Source organism: Roseivirga sp. BDSF3-8 (genome assembly GCF_041449215.1).
Taxonomy (GTDB): Bacteria; Bacteroidota; Bacteroidia; order Cytophagales; family Cyclobacteriaceae; genus JBGNFV01.
On the sequence record NZ_JBGNFV010000001.1, the window covers coordinates 1,375,899 to 1,394,914 of the forward strand.

Here is a 19,016-nt window from a genome sequence, read left to right on the forward strand (position 1 = left end):
TTAATTAATATTATTGTCCTATAACTCCTTTTATCATAAGCACACCAATCATACCCTCTCCACTAGGAATTGTGACAATATCAAAAATTATTATACCAACCCCAACAAGTACTACACCTCCTACTAATATATCTTCAACAGTTTCGGAGCTAGGTGCATACCAAGGGTCAGATTTAGGATTAGGACTATTTACTATAGGGTCAATCCTCCTACCAGGAATAGGGTCACCAGTTTGATTGCCCTCTGGATCCCATACTCCTACATGTTTTCCTCGAGGATTGTACCTCTCAAGTTCTCCATGTAATCCATCCCATTCTAAAATATCACCATTCGGTAATTTCCATCTTTTTCTTTTACTTTTTCGTTTTGCCGGTTTTGCGTCTGGAAATCCCGGCAGTGTTCTAGGCGGTGGGGTATACCCTGCATGCTTCGTATTGTCGCCACCCGTCTCTTCCTCAAACCTAACCCCAGTAACATAAGAGTCCGTTAATTCACCTTCTTCATTATACCAATCCATATGTGTCGTCACAAAATAGCCATATCTACCCCTGAAATGTATGGGCTGTGAATCAGGACTATATTTATTGTTGTTTTCAACACTTTCCCGGGTTCCCCATCCACCCTCTGAATAAACGCCATACCCCCCAGGATCCTTCGCAACCTCGGTCCTATCCCAAGGAACCACGTAATTTCGTTCCTTCATTACCCTCATTAATGAGACTCTATCGCCTTTTGGGTCATTAAAGAAAGCTGGATTATTTGCGGCATATTGGTATGGAGTCCAGCTATTGTATAGGTTGGCTGCAATATCAATCGCATGGAACCTCCCCAGTGCCGGATCATACTCCCTATACTGCGTACTATAGAAGCGGGGGCGCCTAGCCCGTTTCCTTCTGCCAGTCGCTGCCAGCATTGTATAGCTTACGATTCGGGTCAGTAGGTAGGGCCGTGTTAACAGCTACCCCCTCCATCTGCAAGCCAAATGGATAGTAGTGATTCTCCTGCAGGACTACCGCTCTATCAGGCTTGCGGTGGTCGATCTGCAGATCATCAAACCACACATCTTGTGTATCCTGGCTGCGGAGCTGCACCACTACATAGCCATTATCCGAAGCTGTTAGTGTACCCTCTATCTGCGCCCAGAAGGTACTGCTGCCTACAGGCACAGCCTGTGAAGATACCAGCGCACTGTCTTTATCATAAAGCAGCAGCTCCAGATAAGCCGCCGGGGCCGTACTGAGCGTAGTTTCCGAAATACTCAGATTGCTGGTGCTTTCCTTCTTATTTCCAAACAGCGCCTTACCGATCGGGTACAGGGCCGCCAGGTTAAACCTGACACCTCCGCCAGACGCTTTGCCGTCACCAGTGCCCGGTATACGCGGGGTCGTAGTAAAGAGCGGAGCCGTAAAGGTGAAGGTATTGTTTCCTCCATCCGAAGGCTGTTCTTCCGTCAGCATCTGCTGGCTCGATGAGCTCGTGCTCTGGTCGTCGTAGTAATAGAATACCGAGGCATCAATCGTATCGCCTTTCATCACCGGTATCGAGATGTAGGGGCCCGTCGCATTCGTCACCTTAGCAGAAGAGGCACCGCTAAGCGCCTGAGTGCCATCACGGAAAGCGGTGACATTTTTGAATTTCGGGTAGTCGCCCTCTTCATCCGCACCCGCTTCCATCGTCAGCAGGTGCTGGTTTTGGCTCGCCTCCACCGGCGTCCAGCTTACGCGCGTATTGCCCTGGTGGTCAGTGTAGAAGTATTCATAGTGATAGCTTGTGTCCTGCTTCACCAGGCGTCCCTCCGGCATAGGCAGGTAGCTCAACGCAGGTGTCAGCCCTTCCTTATGCTCCCACACCATTCCCCCGATCATATCCCGGATGATAGTGCTGTCATTGTTAATCTTCACCCGCTCCTGTAGCCGCTGGCCCGTGGCACTATATACATAGGTGACGGTAGCACTATCGCTGGTAACCGTAGATGTCTTGCTCAGGATGTTATAGGTGATATCGATAGCCTTGTTTTCATCCTGCGTCAGGTTGCCGTCCTGGTCATACGTATACTCAGTCGACAGGGTGGCGCCATCTATAAAGCCTTTCGCATTGGCCGAGGCATCAGATACGCTTAGCAGGCGGTTACTACCTGCCTTATAATTATAGGTTAGCTGATCGATGACCGTAGCCGAGCTCGTATCGCTTAGCTGGGCGTACCTAGTTAAGCCCTCAATATTACCATTCGCGTCATAGCTCAGGCCATTCACATCATAAGCATCCGCCTCAGCGTTCCAGGCGCCATTTTCATAGCCTTTATAGTCCGCACTCAGCAGCCTGCCCATATCATCGTAGGCAAAGGTATAGCTACGCGTACGTTTCGGTTGGTTGTCGCTTATTTCGTTATTCGTTTTCCACACAATCGCGCTGATGTTGCCATCATAGCGGCCTTCATTATTTAGCCCCGCCTCCTGCTCATTATACCACAGCTCGAAGCCGAATACATCCTTCAGTGCATTCGTCTGTACGGAGTCTAATGAAGCATCATTGAGCGCAATGAGCCAGCCACGGATGTTGTGGCGCATGTCCACCGCCTGGAAGAAGCGGCTGTTGTCCTGGTAGCCGTGCAGGTCCTTCCCGATAAGCTGGCCCAGCGTATTGTAGCGGTAGTTCGCTACCAGCACTTCCGGCTGCTCATTTACCTGGTGGTGCACCTGCAGCACCCGGCCCGCATGGTCGTAGCTAAAGCGGTCACGGGTCGTCACCGAGTCCGCAGCGCCGTACACCGTCGTCTCCTGGCGCAGCGGCTTACCCTCAAAGTCGTGGGCCACGGTGCTGGTGTATTTTATGGTGAGTTCAAAGAAAACAATTAATGTTTACTAAGCAATTGTTAACACAATAATGTATTCATGTGATACCATATGAATTTTTGCTATTACTTTGTTAAATTCTTCGAAACTTTAAAAAAGCATATTTTTTAGATATTCCTCAGAGTTTTTAGTAACCATATTAAGATTATCAAATAATTGCTCTTCAGTAAAAAACTTCGGAACTAAGATGAGTTGTGTTTTGTTTGTTAATGGGTGAAACTTAAATACAATCTCCTTAGTGTCGCTAATTATAGTATATATTCCATTAATCCATTTGGTGTATTTTATTAAATCTTTAAATAGTATACGATTTGGTTGAAAGTCTAAAAATGGTACAAAATATTCTTTTTTTTCTAAAATATTAATAACCTTAAATTGAAGAACTTCCCTGTCATCCTCTACAATAACCCCAATTCCAACTTTATATTTCCTATTATGTGAGAACTTTATAGGATGTAAGTCGTATGAATGCCTATATCCATTTTGTCTAAATTCATTTGTAAGGCCTTGGAAGTAACTAGTTAAATCTCCTTCAAATTTGTCAGAAAGGTTTTTCACGCTTTGTAAAATATATTTTAATATTTCTTCATTTTTGTGTTCAAATGATAAGCTGGAGAAGTCTGTTGCATCAAATCGATCAACATATTCTATAACAGAAAGATACCCCTTTATAGGGCCAAACACCTGTTTGCTATTTACTTCACCATCAGCTATCATTGCAATTTTAGTAATTCCAGAAGTCTTGATTTTTGAGTTTGCCAATTTCATATTTAAGAAGTCTGTAATTACATGAGCCCTTTCATCAAATAGCTTACTATCATCTCTCGACTGTTGATTTTTAGTGTATAAACTTATCCACATAATTAAAAATTAATACCATGGTACAGGCCTACGTTGAAATACAGGTAATCTATGATGTCTATAATTGTAAAAAGTAACATACCACTTTTCTAACAATAAAGCTTCATATCTACCTGGGATATTGTTGTGCAAAATATTATACCCATAAACATAGGGTTGTCCTAATGCTTTAGCTTCTCTATTAAAGTATGCTACCTGGTTCTCAACTCGTTGACCTTGATCACTTGATATTCCATATTTTACAATCTCATAATTTTCCCACTCATGATTATTCCAGTCTTCTATCTCTTCTAAGCTAGTCACCCCTTTATATCTATAAATTTCATAAAGATAATTAGGTTTTCGACTTCTTCTGTCATTAGCATGATAAGTTGCTCCTGATATTACACCAAGTGCTGCAAGTATCTCTTCGGCAGCTGCTACCATCCAAAAAATAGCCGCGGGGCTTGCTATCTTATTATTAGATCTTTTTTGAATATCAACTCCCACAAACTCCCAAGAACCAGGAAAAAATGTATAGATTTTGTTAGGATCAAGGTCATTTGGATCACCACCTTTTGCGAGCCATTCTTCATAAGATATTGCGCCGCCACCTATTGGGTTCCATTTACTTCGAATTGTAAAACCGACACTTTCAGCTATTTCTTTTCTCTTTTCTTCATTCTTACGACCATACACATCTGATACTCCTGAAAACTGTAAGAACTGCCTGACAGACATTCTCTGTGCCAAAACATTGTAGTTTTTTGCTTCTAGGTGTAATTTATTACTCCAATGATTACTAGATCCTAAACCTACTCTTGTAGTTCGCCACGCCATTTGGCTTCCTCCTACAGGATCCTGACTGAAAAATTGCATCTCTATTGGCACTGGGTTATTGAGGCTTCGCCAAGCCACCTGCGCCCCATTCGGGTCATTAAAATTCACCGGATCATTATACCCATACATATACGGCGTCCACGTAGCAAACTTACTTGCCATCGGATCAATCGCATGGAACCTCCCCAGTGCCGGATCATACTCCCTATACTGCGTACTATAGAAGCGGGGGCGCCTAGCCCGTTTCCTTCTGCCAGTCGCTGCCAGCATTGTATAGCTTACGATTCGGGTCAGTAGGTAGGGCCGTGTTAACAGCCACTCCTTCCATCTGGAGGCCAAACGGATAGTAGTGGTTCTCCTGGAGAACTACCGCTCTATCCGGCTTGCGGTGATCTATCTGCAGATCGTCGAACCATACATCCTGTGTATCCTGGCTGCGGAGTTGCACCACGACATAGCCATTATCTGAAGCTGTCAGTGTACCGTTTATCTGCGCCCAGAAGGTACTGCTACCTACAGGCACAGCCTGTGAAGATACCAGCGCACTGTCTTTATCATAAAGGATCAGCTCCAAATAAGCCGCCGGGGCCGTACTGAGCGTACTTTCCGAAATACTCAGATTGCTGGTGCTTTCCTTCTTATTCCCAAACAGCGCCTTACCGATCGGGTACAGGGCCGCCAGGTTAAACCTCACACCTCCGCCAGCCGCCTGGTTGTCACCCGTGCCCGGTATACGCGGGGTCGTAGTAAAGAGCGGAGCCGTAAAGGTGAAATCATTACCAGACCCACCTGTCTCCTGCTCGCTAGTCAGCATCTGCTGGCTGGATGAACTCGTGCTCTGGTCATCATAGTAATAGTATACCGAGGCATCGATGGTATCGCCTTTCATCACCGGTATCGAGATGTAGGGGCCCGTCGCGTTGGTCACCTTGGCAGATGATGCGCCGCTAAGCGCCTGGGTGCCATCCCGGAAAGTAGTCACGTTCTTGAATTTCGGGTAGTCACCCTCTTCATCTGCACCGGCTTCCATGGTCAGCAGGTGCTGGTTTTGGCTCGTCTCCACCGGCGTCCAGCTTACGCGCGTATTGCCCTGGTGGTCGGTGTAGAAGTATTCATAGCGGTAGCTTGTGTCCTGCTTCACCAGGCGTCCCTCCGGCATAGGCAGGTAGCTCAGCGCAGGTGTCAGCCCTTCCTTATGCTCCCAAACCATACCTCCTATCATATCCCTGATAATGGCACTGTCACTATTAATCACCACCCGCTCCTGTAGCCGCTGGCCCGTCGCACTATATACATAGGTGACGGTAGCACTATCACTCGTAACCGTTGCGGTCTTACTTAGAATGTTATAGGTGATATCGATGGCCTTGTTTTCATCCTGCGTCAGGTTGCCGTCCTGGTCATACGTATATTCAGTCGACAGGGTCGCACCGTCTATAAAGCCTTTCGCATTGGCCGAAGCATCAGATACGCTTAGCAGGCGGTTACTGCCCGCCTTATAATTATACGTTAGCTGGTCTATCACCGTGGCCGCGCTCGTATCGCTTAACTGAGCGTACCGCGTCAGTCCCTCGATATTACCATTCGCGTCATAGCTCAGGCCATTCACATCATAAGCATCCGCCTCCGCGTTCCAGGCACCATTTTCATAGCCTTTATAGTCCGCACTCAGCAGCCTGCCTATATCATCGTAGGCAAAGGTATAGCTACGCGTACGTTTCGGCTGGTTGTCGCTTATTTCGTTATTCGCTTTCCACACAATCGCGCTGATGTTTCCATCATAGCGGCCTTCATTATTCAGCCCCGCCTCCTGCTCATTATACCGCAGCTCGAAGCCGAATACATCTTTCAGCGCATTGGTCTGTACGGAGTCTAATGAAGCATCATTGAGCGCAGTGAGCCAGCCACGGATATTGTGGCGCATGTCCACTGCCTGGAAGAAGCGGCTATTGTCCTGGTAGCCGTGCAGGTCCTTCCCGATAAGCTGGCCCAGCGTATTGTAGCGGTAGTTCGCTACCAGCACTTCCGGCTGCTCATTTACCTGGTGGTGCACCTGCAGCACCCGGCCCGCATGGTCATAGCTAAAGCGGTCGCGGGTCGTCACCGAGTCCGCAGCGCCGTACACCGTCGTCTCCTGGCGCAGGGGCTTGCCCTCAAAGTCATAAGCCACCGTGCTAATGTCCTGTACCTGCAGGTTCAGGTGATTATTAGACTGGCTCTGGATCACCCGGCCCCACTCATCGTAAAAGAGGCGCTTGATAAGCCAGTCATCCGTTCCCAGCACACGTTCTTTAGAGACTACGGCCATACCGCGTATACGCTCATGGGCAGTAGCTTCCTGTCCCTCTACTATGCCCGGCTCGTAGTAGTCCGATGCCAGGCGGCCGTTACCGTCACGGTCCGTATCGTAGTGGTCGTAGTAAGAGACCGTCAGCACAGCCGATTCAGGCACCTGCGGAAATACATTATTGGTATACCCGTGCAGCCCGCTCGCACTCTCCCTTTCATAGCGGATGCCGCCCTGGCTGTAGTAGCTGTCTATGTCCTGTTGTAGCTGGCTGCGGGTTTTCGTACTTGTCCATATCCCGCTATACACAGGCCGCTGCCTGCGGTCATATTTGATAAAGGTCCACTTATCCTCCTGCCGCAGACGGCCGTCCTGTACCAGGGCGGTACGTCCCAGCGGATCATACAGATAGTACACAGGCGCCTTATCGGGAAACCTGGCCTCGCTGATGCGGCCCTCTTCATCATATACATAACTAAACAGCAACTCGCTGACCGTAGAGGAGGTCAGGTCCCAGGTGCCCCCGGCAGCCTCCAGTATTTCATGGGCTTTGGGCGGCACGGTGTAGCGTAGTCGACCGGCCAGGTCGTAGCTGTAGTACGTCCGGTAAAACAGGCCATCATCATACTGCTGCTCCGTCATTATCGTGCGACCACTATTGCCGGTAAAGTTCCGCACGACGCGGCCCAACCGTCTCTCTGCCAGTTGATACTAGTCTAATATTTATCTTGAGAAAGCTATTTCTTTACTAAGAAAATACTCGTCACAATTAGAATTATAGCTAGGGTTAGAATTATTCCCAAATTCAAGTGTTTAATATATGATATTTGATGGACTACTTGTTCCTGCCTAAGGAACTGAATATCGCTATATAATTCGTTGTAAGATTTGATAGATATAAGTTCCTGTGCCAATACAGGATCAATTTCCATTAATTTTGAATCAGGTAGTGGGAAATGAATAGAATTAGAATTAAGTGGATTATTGAAATTACGAGACCACCCACAACTACTTACAGTAATTCCATGACTCGATTCACTAGCATAAAAAAGCCATTTTTCTCCCTTTTGGACAGAAATAGAACATGAGAATTTATCAAATAGTTTAATATAAGAAGGTAGCTTCCCCTTAAATACTTCAATTACCTCAATATCATTTTCTAAAACTCTTCCTATGAAAACATAATCGGATTTTTCATAGTCATCAGACTTTTCAACATGCGAGACACAATCACAGCAATAAGCTGTAGTAGAACAAAAAAACATTATAAGTATTAAGAAAACTTTATTCATTTTTGTGATATTTATCGTACATTGAATGGTACTTTTCCGGCATTCTTTTAAAACCTACCTCTCTATGATAGTATATCCACATGACACTAACAGAATTATCTTTAAATGAATCAGTAGTATCTGCCCAATATCTACTATCTATAACAGCAAAAAAGGCTTTATGGTGATCTTTTGTGTCATCACCATATTTCATGATTCCATGGCCATAAGCCTCATGAATAGTTAATGCACGAATATTTGCTTTAGTTTTCTCATATGACTTAATGTCAAAATTAATATGATGCCTCCCTTCAATAAGTCCTCTATATTCAGCATTAGCATAATTCAATTTTTGAAAAGTCAAATGTACGTCGTCTTTGCTAAGAATCGAACCATCATTCAAAACTAAACCATCAATTATATCATAATAATCTGATTTACTCAAATGAACTTCATCCTGCTGACCAACCCCAATAAGCTCCCAAGCTCCTAAAGAATATTGATAATCTACACCCTTTTTCAGCCTGCCCTTATCACCGCCTGCAGCTACCCACTCTTCGTATGTTGCATCACCACCACCATGAGGATTCCATCGAAATCTATAAGTTTTTCCTGTTGCTCTTATTACCTCCTCTTCACGTTTTTCATCTACCCTCCCATAAATATCGGTAATTCCAGAGAATTGAAAGAAACCTCTAATTGACATTCTCTGCGACAAAACATTGTAGTTTTTTGCTTCTAGGTGTAATTTGTTACTCCAATGATTAGCTGATCCCAAGCCTACTCTATTCGATCGCCATGCATCATGACTTCCTCCAATAGGATCCTGACTGAAAAACTGCATCTCTATAGGTACGGGGTTATTGAGGTTTCGCCAAGCCGCCTGAGCCCCATCCGGATCATTAGCATTCACCGGATCATTATACCCAAACATATACGGCGTCCACGTAGCAAACTTACTCGCCAACGGATCTATCGCATGGAACCTCCCCAACGCCGGATCATACTCCCTATACTGCGTACTATAGAAACCCGTTTCCTTCTGCCAGTCGCTGCCAGCATTGTATAGCTTACGATTCGGGTCAGTAGGTAGGGCTGTGTTAACAGCCACTCCTTCCATCTGGAGACCAAATGGATAGTAGTGATTCTCCTGCAAAACTACCGCCCTATCAGGCTTTCGGTGATCGATCTGCAGATCATCGAACCACACATCCTGTGTATCCTGGCTGCGGAGTTGCACCACTACATAGCCATTATCTAAAGCCGTCAGTGTACCCTCTATCTGCGCCCAGAAGGTACTGCTACCTACAGGCACGGCCTGTGAAGATACCAGCGCACTGTCTTTATCATAAAGCAGTAGCTCCAGGTAAGCCGCCGGGGCCGTACTGAGTGTACTTTCCGAAATACTCAGATTGCTGGTACTTTCCTTCTTATTCCCAAACAGCGCCTTACCGATCGGGTACAGGGCCGCCAGGTTAAACCTGACACCTCCGCCAGCCGCCTGGCTGTCACCCGTGCCCGGTATTCGCGGGGTCGTAGTAAAGAGCGGAGCCGTAAAGGTGAAATCATTACCAGACCCACCTGTCTCCTGCTCGCTAGTCAGCATCTGCTGGCTGGATGAACTCGTGCTCTGGTCATCATAGTAATAGTATACCGAGGCATCGATGGTATCGCCTTTCATCACCGGTATCGAGATGTAGGGGCCCGTCGCGTTGGTCACCTTGGCAGATGATGCGCCGCTAAGCGCCTGGGTGCCATCCCGGAAAGTAGTCACGTTCTTGAATTTCGGGTAGTCACCCTCTTCATCTGCACCGGCTTCCATGGTCAGCAGGTGCTGGTTTTGGCTCGTCTCCACCGGCGTCCAGCTTACGCGCGTATTGCCCTGGTGGTCGGTGTAGAAGTATTCATAGCGGTAGCTTGTGTCCTGCTTCACCAGGCGTCCCTCCGGCATAGGCAGGTAGCTCAGCGCAGGTGTCAGCCCTTCCTTATGCTCCCAAACCATACCTCCTATCATATCCCTGATAATGGCACTGTCACTATTAATCACCACCCGCTCCTGTAGCCGCTGGCCCGTCGCACTATATACATAGGTGACGGTAGCACTATCACTCGTAACCGTTGCGGTCTTACTTAGAATGTTATAGGTGATATCGATGGCCTTGTTTTCATCCTGCGTCAGGTTGCCGTCCTGGTCATACGTATATTCAGTCGACAGGGTCGCACCGTCTATAAAGCCTTTCGCATTGGCCGAAGCATCAGATACGCTTAGCAGGCGGTTACTGCCCGCCTTATAATTATACGTTAGCTGGTCTATCACCGTGGCCGCGCTCGTATCGCTTAACTGAGCGTACCGCGTCAGTCCCTCGATATTACCATTCGCGTCATAGCTCAGGCCATTCACATCATAAGCATCCGCCTCCGCGTTCCAGGCACCATTTTCATAGCCTTTATAGTCCGCACTCAGCAGCCTGCCTATATCATCGTAGGCAAAGGTATAGCTACGCGTACGTTTCGGCTGGTTGTCGCTTATTTCGTTATTCGCTTTCCACACAATCGCGCTGATGTTTCCATCATAGCGGCCTTCATTATTCAGCCCCGCCTCCTGCTCATTATACCGCAGGTCGAAGCCGAATACATCTTTCAGCGCATTGGTCTGTACGGAGTCTAATGAAGCATCATTGAGCGCAGTGAGCCAGCCACGGATATTGTGGCGCATGTCCACTGCCTGGAAGAAGCGGCTATTGTCCTGGTAGCCGTGCAGGTCCTTCCCGATAAGCTGGCCCAGCGTATTGTAGCGGTAGTTCGCTACCAGCACTTCCGGCTGCTCATTTACCTGGTGGTGCACCTGCAGCACCCGGCCCGCATGGTCATAGCTAAAGCGGTCGCGGGTCGTCACCGAGTCCGCAGCGCCGTACACCGTCGTCTCCTGGCGCAGGGGCTTGCCCTCAAAGTCATAAGCCACCGTGCTAATGTCCTGTACCTGCAGGTTCAGGTGATTATTAGACTGGCTCTGGATCACCCGGCCCCACTCATCGTAAAAGAGGCGCTTGATAAGCCAGTCATCCGTTCCCAGCACACGTTCTTTAGAGACTACGGCCATACCGCGTATACGCTCATGGGCAGTAGCTTCCTGTCCCTCTACTATGCCCGGCTCGTAGTAGTCCGATGCCAGGCGGCCGTTACCGTCACGGTCCGTATCGTAGTGGTCGTAGTAAGAGACCGTCAGCACAGCCGATTCAGGCACCTGCGGAAATACATTATTGGTATACCCGTGCAGCCCGCTCGCACTCTCCCTTTCATAGCGGATGCCGCCCTGGCTGTAGTAGCTGTCTATGTCCTGTTGTAGCTGGCTGCGGGTTTTCGTACTTGTCCATATCCCGCTATACACAGGCCGCTGCCTGCGGTCATATTTGATAAAGGTCCACTTATCCTCCTGCCGCAGACGGCCGTCCTGTACCAGGGCGGTACGTCCCAGCGGATCATACAGATAGTACACAGGCGCCTTATCGGGAAACCTGGCCTCGCTGATGCGGCCCTCTTCATCATATACATAACTAAACAGCAACTCGCTGACCGTAGAGGAGGTCAGGTCCCAGGTGCCCCCGGCAGCCTCCAGTATTTCATGGGCTTTGGGCGGCACGGTGTAGCGTAGTCGACCGGCCAGGTCGTAGCTGTAGTACGTCCGGTAAAACAGGCCATCATCATACTGCTGCTCCGTCATTATCGTGCGACCACTATTGCCGGTAAAGTTCCGCACGACGCGGCCCTCTTCATCCGTTACCTGCGTCACCCGAATTCGCTGCAGCTCCGCAGCCGTATATTCCCGTGAGCTCAGGTGTGGGTTCGCCGGATCGAAGTAGCGTATGTCATCCGCATCAGTGGCTACCCGGTAGTCATATAGCACCGCATGGCCGCTATCCGGCTGCCAGGCCCCGCCCACACTGCCGCTGATCACCATGCGCCCCAGCGGGCTGTTTTCATAGCGTGCCTCCGCATAGGGTGCCTCATCCGTAGCGTAGTCCGCATCCTGCGCCTGGTAGAAGAGGTATTGCTCACTCTCCTCATAGCTGGTATTATACGTAGCGCGCGTGCGGAAAAACTCCCCGCTGCCATCTACATAAGGCAGGTAACCCCGCACCGGCGTACCATTATTCAGGTAGCGGTAAGGCTGCACAATGTCACGGCCATCCGGTGTCACATCCAGCATACTCTGCTGCACCGTCCGGCCAAAGCCATCGCTGAATACCTTTACAATGCTTCTTTCAGAAGAAGTCAGTTTCTCTACCGAGTCCACCTCCGTCACGCCTTCTATGCGCACCGAAGTGGCCTGCCTGAAGCTAGCGGCCGCACCGTTAAGCGTAAGGGTATCAGTCTGTGCCCGGGCAAGCTCAGGCCTAAAAGTCAGGATAGCCGCAAGTGAAAGTACCGACAGCTTTATGTATAGGGGTAAAATTCTAAACATTGTCTTTTCTTTTTCTGTCGGTTATTCAGGATTGCCATCAGTATCTACAGGAATGTAGACCGTTTTCGATCGGACAATGTCGCAATCATCCTCCACCGTCACCTTTATGGTGTATGAGGTTGCTCTGGTTTGTGTAATCGTGTTAGTCGTGCCGGCACTTATCGTTGTCCAAAGCGCAGAAGCATGATCATACACCTCCCAGGTATAATACGGCGCTCCCCTCAGGCCATTACTTGAAGCCGTGAATGTCACCGGTTCATTATCATAGCCTGTGGGGTATTGGCTACCGTCCTTCTTATCAGGGGAAAAGGAAAGATAAAGATAATCCCCGATTAAGGGAGAAGGGGAAGGCTCGAGTAATGGCACCTGGAAATAGATCGAGTCCTGCTGCCCGATAGAGTCAATGGCCACTACAGCAACATCTATATCATAGCAGTTACTATAGGCATGTGTATAAAGGTACTCAGATGTATCCGTTGTTTCCCCGATCAATTGCCACTGATAACTCCCCTCATTTGAATCTTTATAATACCATTTGTATTCAAATGGTCCGATTCCACCCGTAGTCGTTACCTTAATAGGCTTGGTCTCGTCAGTGTAGACCCATCCGCCTCCGTAGGCACCTGTAATATCCCTTTCGATAGTGAGTACTGGCACACCAACGTCTACAAACACTTCACTGGTAACACTCGTGGAGGCATCAGATACTGTGTACTGAAGGTAAAAGTCATCACTTCCTGATCCGAGTGTAACCGTACTGTCAGTAGAAGATAATAATTGCTCAGTGCTGCGATCTGCTGAAATCTTCACCCATTTAAAAGTAGGCGTGCCGCAAAAAACACCTTCCTGATCTGCTTCGTATGTTTCCTGCTGATTTACCTCCGGATTCGCCTCACCGTTTATACCCGTAAAAATAAAACCAGCCGTATTAATAAAGGAGTAGCTCTCTCTTACTACCTCTCCAAGATCAGAAGTGACCTCACAGAATAAAGTAAATTTCCGGCAATCTTTAAGTATGTCTATCTGCCGGGAATCAGATGACCATATCGCCTCCGATTGGGTAAATTCCCGAAGTGTCGGGTCCGAAGGTGTCGTATAACGCCATTGAATACTAAATACACCATCGAAAGGTATTTCGGCTTTAACCTGGTAGTATGAGCCCGATCCATCGTCCACCCTCGATAGCCACACCTCCAGCTCTTTATTAGCCTTTCTCTTCTGGTAATCATACGTTTGCCGGATATTCCCCTGGTCGTCTCTCACTACCACAGGCCTTCCTGCCCTATCGTAAGTAGTGGTACTAAACCGGCCTGTTTCATTCACGCTCCTTTTCAGGCCATACCCATCCTCATACACCATAGTAGTCAGCGCCACTTCAGCCGGCCTGAAGGCCAGTTCCGATACCTGAAGTGTGGAGGCCGTGCCCCCACTTCTCGATAGGGTAATGTAGAGCGTATCCCCCAGGCTGGATAAGTCCGCCTCATGCTCAAAATAAGCATCGCTTTCAGAGGGTTCTATTGTAAATGACTCATTTACCTGGTTAGTCCCATCAGAGATAACAACATTCATTGTAGCCGTGCCATCTGCCGTAGCTATACCGCTGATCAGCCACGAACCAAACCCATTTCGCGCTACTTTCCCGTCAATTTCCACCGCATGGTTATCTATCGCCAGGTACGCTTTACTCTGGTAGTCACTGTCATAAAGCGCAATATCAGTATTGAAGTCCTGCTCACTTTCTCTGGGAAACTGGCTATAAGCTACAGATGAAACAGGACCATACATGATTCTCGCTACCGGCAGGGTGTAATCATATCCCAGTAAAACACCGCTTTCGCTTTGCCCCCTGTCAGTAACCTCCTTAGGCGTTCCGTAGGCCTGATAGTTTTTCACCCTGTTAAGCTCTATATAACGCGAGTCCCGGGTGAGCCCGGAGGATGTAGATACAGGCTGAAAATCAGATAATCCGGCTCCTGCAGGTAAGGCATATGAGGCCTCCGCCACCACAATGCTACTATCTCCCTGTGGCAACAAGCTTAAGTGGCTATAGCCGGCCCCCACCACTAAGGTATCTCCGTTTACTACCCTTTCCGTAAAGCTTTCTGCCTCCACCCCTTTCTGATGCGTGTCCCTCAGGCGGTTCACCGCATCTACATACTCCCCTGAGAGGCCCGTTAGACTTAGCTCATCCGTATAGACCATATTACTAATGGTCTTAATACCGCTTTCATCAACTGTTTCCTGTGATTTCAAATAAGGGAATCCATTCTCCCGGTAATGTCTCCTTACTACCGACCTGGTATTTCCAGCCCCCCCATTGCTATCATATACTGTGTTCACCACAGAGTCCGGCGCGTAGCTAACTCCCGTCCGTATACCATATTTACCACAGACAAATAGCTTACCCTGAGACGTGCGCCACTCGTCGTATAGCACGCCGTAAATGGTATTGCCGGCAGAAGAGGCCCCTGATTGCCCCAGATCCTGGTAGCTATATTCCGTTTTGGCCACCAGGTCTCCCGCATCAGAATAAAGCTCTTCCTTCAGCAAACGGCCTTGCTTATCAGATATATTTACTGATGGGACATATGGATAGATGTCATACGCATCCTTTCCATACATATAAGTCGTATCCCTCAGTGCGCCGGATTCCCTTACAAAATGAGTGGTCGCCCTATCATAATCCGGGTGGTCATACTTACCCACATACACAGGTACGTCAAAGTGCAGCTTTCTGGACCCTGAGCCAGGTTTTCTTACGGTTACCTCGCTATAGCGCACAGCAGGATACACCCCATCACCCGGCACAGATAAAGACCATGGCATGCTTACCAGGCTCCTTCTGATCAGGTGATTAATGTCTGTTTGCTGTAGCGTATTGATCGAATCCGTAGTCAGATAGGCGAACCGGTCCACCTCCGGCTCATACGGCTCAGCATATCTGGATATAGGGGCGGGATTAAAAAAGGCATACTTAGGCTCGTACATCATCTTACCCGACGTTGAGCCGTCATCCAGCGTATAATCATAATACTTAAGCGCATCATTAGCTTTACTTAGCCCATCATGAAAGCGTGTAGCACTGATACGAAGTCCGCCACCCGTATATTCCTCTGTGCGGTCAGCTCTTACCGAGGTATGAGGCTCATAAGAAAAACTTGCTGTGGCTCCGGAAGGGAATTTCACATTGGTAAGCGTTCCTACATCAATGCTATTAGGATTAGTACTAAGTTCAGCGCCATCTTTTATAAAAAGAAGGTCACTATCATCTGCATAAGGAAAATGAGTTGCCTCAAAACGCCCGTCAGCATGCTGATATATCCATGTTTTGGGCTGGACCGACTCACCATAATAATAACCCAGATACCCCCAAAGGTCATTTACATTACTATTCCTGTCAGGCAGCGTCATGTTCAGTTTATATGTGAACTGGTAATCCCCAAATACGACATCACCCTTTTTGTGTTCTATATTCTCTAAAAACCACCGTATCTCTTTAAACTCCACATGGTGGACTTTATCATCCACATCTATAGGCGTATACTTGTATGATAAGCGAAACTGATCCGTAAATACCTTCCCTTTTACCGGCGACTTATAAACCTTCTCTACCTGCGTGAGGTGAATAGAGTGACTGCCATCAAAAAACAGCTTGTTTGGCTTATAAAGATCTGGTGCTATTTGCAGTACATAGGTCCTCTGCTTCAACTCTTCCAGGTAAGCAAGAAAGTATTCATGAGCGTCTTCATACTGCAGCCTCATCTCCTCATTCACGCCTATTACCTTCTCAAGGCGTACTTCCGGAGTCTTATTGGATAGTGAATAATTTGGAAGGTAAACACTTTCAAAATCATTTCCTTTTTTAAACTCATGGCTAAAACCCAGTCCCCCCGGCACATTTTCTTTTGGGTAGAACCGCTCATATTCAAAAGCCAGCTCACTCCCATCAGGATGAACCATTTTTGTCAGATACCACCCGGAGCCATAAGTAAGGGCTTGCCTGAAAGGATCTGCCGAAGCTTTCAATGCCCTGTCATTCGTAAAGGCATAGTACGGGATATCACTCGCCTGCAGTCTCGTCCTTACCAGAAAGTCAAAATGATACCTCACACCATTGTTATCCGTAAGGGTCATTTCCGTATAGGTATCACCGAACTCGGTACCCATTTCCACTTTCATTTCAGTCATAGGCTGAAAGCGGGGAGTACCATTATTATCAAATACGAAGTAGCCACTATAGCCAGGGATATTTATATGAAATATATCCGGTTCCGTATCCTGCGTAAAGCCATTATTCAGATAGCTATATTGATTATCTTCCGTGTAAGAATCCGGATTGAACTGCTGAGCTAAAGAAGCATTATTATTATGCAGCCACCCCTTACGGTATGGCGCACTCGCCTCATTCAGTTCATCCGGTAGCCCTCTCAACTCTCTTTGTATGCTACCACCACCGGACAAGTTCCAGTTCATTCCATAGAGCCCGCTGACCTGGCTCACCTTTACCCCGCTTGCAGCATAATGCAGGCTTACGCTATGAGATAGCGACCGGCTATTCACCGTACCCAGCGGAAGCACCATGCTCATAGTGCCCGTATTCAGGTCTACCGGAAAGAACTGCTCCAGAGGCGATTCATTTGGCGCGCCCTTTCCGCTTCTTAGCTCATATGTACGGCTGTAGTTAGTACCTTCCAATTTGGAGGTAATAATCTCTGCCCGGTACCGCAATAAGGTCGACGGTGGGTCGCTGATAACCAACTCGTAGTTAGTTTCCCCAGTTAAATCCACCCACGTACCGGCTGAGTCTACCTGCCATTGGTAGCTCACTTCAGGATCATCAGGTCCGGCAACCAACCTCAGCGTATCTTCATTTTGGTAATACTCTACCTGGGGAGGCGCCTGTTCAGGAGCTTGGTTACCATACTCATATACCAGAAAACCATGTGAGCCGTCTGGCTCAAGTAACTTAGCTATTTCATGCCAGGGCAGGCGATTATTACCGAAATATAGCCGGAGATTAGCGGCATTAGGGTGACTGGTAAAATCAGGCAGGGAGCTAATCTCATTAAATGAGATACTAAAATTATTTAAGTTAGAGGCATTATTTAGGCTCTCCGGTATACTTCCAGTCAGCCTATTATTAGCAAAATGTAGCCATCTGATATTGGAACAATTACCTAAAGCATCAGGTATGGTACCCTCTAGCTGATTATCGTTAAGCTTTAAAAAGAATAGGGTCTGAGAATTACCCAACGATTCCGGAATCAAGCCGGAAAAATTATTCTCATCTAAATACAGATACTTTAAAGGTAGCGTAGACAAAAACGATGGGATAGCTCCGGACAGTTGATTTACGCTTAATGTTAGCGAGGTGAGCGAAGATAAGAATTGAAAGGAGTCAGGTATATTACCCGTCAGTTGATTTTTCGATAACGTAATTGTAGTAAGGTTTGGACATTCTCCCAGCCACCCGGGAATTGATCCTGTCAGGTTATTATCAGCAAGCTGCAAAGACCTTAGATTAGTTATAGGAGCTGGCGCTACAGGAATACTACCTGTGAAGTTACAGGCTGTCAGGGTAATATGTGCCATTGAAGGCTGCCCAAATACCCACGCAGGGATAGTACCCTCATCATAGTTATTGTAAGATAGGTTTAAAAACCTGATATAGCTCAACTGCCAATTCTGAGGAAAAGCGCCATTAAAATAATTATGGTCTAAATACAAATAGACAAGGTTCGGCAGCGCATCCAGCCAATCCGGCAGTACTCCATAAAAACCATTCCCAGACAACCGTAAATCAACGAGGCTTGCAAGATTACTGAGACTGTCAGGCAGTTCACCTCCCAGATTGTTATTGGTTGCCTTTAAATATTGTAAATCAGTCAGGCCTCCCCATGAGCTTGGAATAGTCCCTGTAAGGGAATTATTAGAAAGGTCAAGGAAATACAGATCAGGTAGATTATTAAGAGGAGGCAACCCACCAGTAAGACTATTTTGATATAAACCGATTTTAATCAGTTTGGAAAGATTTTCAATCTCTACAGGTATACTCCCTGTAAGGTTATTACTATATAAATTCAGTTGAGTAACATCCCCATTACTCACAGTAACACCATGCCACGTAGCAAAGTCAGCAGAAGTAGTTCCATTTAACCAATTACTATTATTTGTCCATCCGGCACCATTGGTACTATCATACAGTGCTTTCAGGGCTGCATATTCCACCGAGTCGGGGACTGCGTTCTGGCCATAAACAGGTAAAGAGAAAATTGCCAGGATCAGGCAAGGTAAGAGCAGTTTAATCATGTTTAGTTTATAGGTTCAATACAGGATTGTAAAGTATCCTTCAAAGTTCCTATAAAAAAACGGGCAAACGTAATCAAATACCCGTCAAATAATACACAATAATTGTTTAGTTAAAAACCACATACACGCACAGAAAGCCAATAAAACACGACGAA

The 19,016-nt window shown here is 47.3% G+C and carries 8 protein-coding genes; all 8 read right to left on the bottom strand.

What is annotated here, in order from left to right:
* Positions 1-10: 10 nt before the first annotated feature.
* The 8 genes from AB9P05_RS05460 to AB9P05_RS05495 all read right to left on the bottom strand — a co-directional run bounded on the left by AB9P05_RS05460 (position 11) and on the right by AB9P05_RS05495 (position 18,861).
* On the bottom strand, positions 11-913 hold the full coding sequence (locus AB9P05_RS05460) for a colicin E3/pyocin S6 family cytotoxin (RefSeq protein ID WP_371907800.1): 903 nt from the start codon (positions 911-913) through the stop codon (positions 11-13).
* A complete protein-coding gene (locus tag AB9P05_RS05465; protein WP_371907801.1) occupies positions 879-2,813 on the bottom strand; it encodes a hypothetical protein in 1,935 nt (644 codons plus the stop codon). The genes AB9P05_RS05460 and AB9P05_RS05465 overlap by 35 nt, the downstream gene beginning before the upstream one ends.
* Before the next feature lie 129 nt (positions 2,814-2,942).
* Positions 2,943-3,713 carry a hypothetical protein gene (locus tag AB9P05_RS05470; RefSeq protein ID WP_371907802.1) on the bottom strand — a complete coding sequence of 257 codons (771 nt, stop codon included), beginning with the start codon at positions 3,711-3,713 and terminating at the stop codon, positions 2,943-2,945.
* A 9-nt stretch (positions 3,714-3,722) separates the two neighbouring features.
* A complete protein-coding gene (locus AB9P05_RS05475; RefSeq protein ID WP_371907803.1) occupies positions 3,723-4,802 on the bottom strand; it encodes an RHS repeat-associated core domain-containing protein in 1,080 nt (359 codons plus the stop codon).
* The gene (locus AB9P05_RS05480; protein ID WP_371907804.1) at positions 4,768-7,509 is read right to left on the bottom strand and encodes a hypothetical protein; all 2,742 of its coding nucleotides are present in this window, start codon (positions 7,507-7,509) and stop codon (positions 4,768-4,770) included. Before AB9P05_RS05480 ends, AB9P05_RS05475 begins: the two co-directional genes overlap by 35 nt.
* A gap of 47 nt (positions 7,510-7,556) precedes the next feature.
* Complete coding sequence (locus AB9P05_RS05485) at positions 7,557-8,111, bottom strand: hypothetical protein (protein WP_371907805.1); 555 nt, start codon at positions 8,109-8,111, stop codon at positions 7,557-7,559.
* Positions 8,104-12,552: a DUF6443 domain-containing protein gene (locus AB9P05_RS05490; RefSeq protein WP_371907806.1), complete on the bottom strand. Its 4,449-nt coding sequence runs from the start codon at positions 12,550-12,552 to the stop codon at positions 8,104-8,106. Before AB9P05_RS05490 ends, AB9P05_RS05485 begins: the two co-directional genes overlap by 8 nt.
* Positions 12,553-12,573: 21 nt before the next feature.
* A complete protein-coding gene (locus tag AB9P05_RS05495) occupies positions 12,574-18,861 on the bottom strand; it encodes a leucine-rich repeat domain-containing protein (RefSeq protein WP_371907807.1) in 6,288 nt (2,095 codons plus the stop codon).
* Between the last annotated feature and the right edge of the window lie 155 nt (positions 18,862-19,016).

Bases quoted from the DNA above. Each gene is read 5' to 3' on its own strand.
- AB9P05_RS05495 (WP_371907807.1), bottom strand. From the start codon at position 18,861: ATGATTAAACTGCTCTTACCTTGCCTGATCCTGGCAATTTTCTCTTTA.
- AB9P05_RS05470 (WP_371907802.1), bottom strand. From the start codon at position 3,713: ATGTGGATAAGTTTATACACTAAAAATCAACAGTCGAGAGATGATAGT.
- AB9P05_RS05490 (WP_371907806.1), bottom strand. From the start codon at position 12,552: ATGTTTAGAATTTTACCCCTATACATAAAGCTGTCGGTACTTTCACTT.
- AB9P05_RS05460 (WP_371907800.1), bottom strand. From the start codon at position 913: ATGCTGGCAGCGACTGGCAGAAGGAAACGGGCTAGGCGCCCCCGCTTC.
- AB9P05_RS05475 (WP_371907803.1), bottom strand. From the start codon at position 4,802: ATGCTGGCAGCGACTGGCAGAAGGAAACGGGCTAGGCGCCCCCGCTTC.
- AB9P05_RS05485 (WP_371907805.1), bottom strand. From the start codon at position 8,111: ATGAATAAAGTTTTCTTAATACTTATAATGTTTTTTTGTTCTACTACA.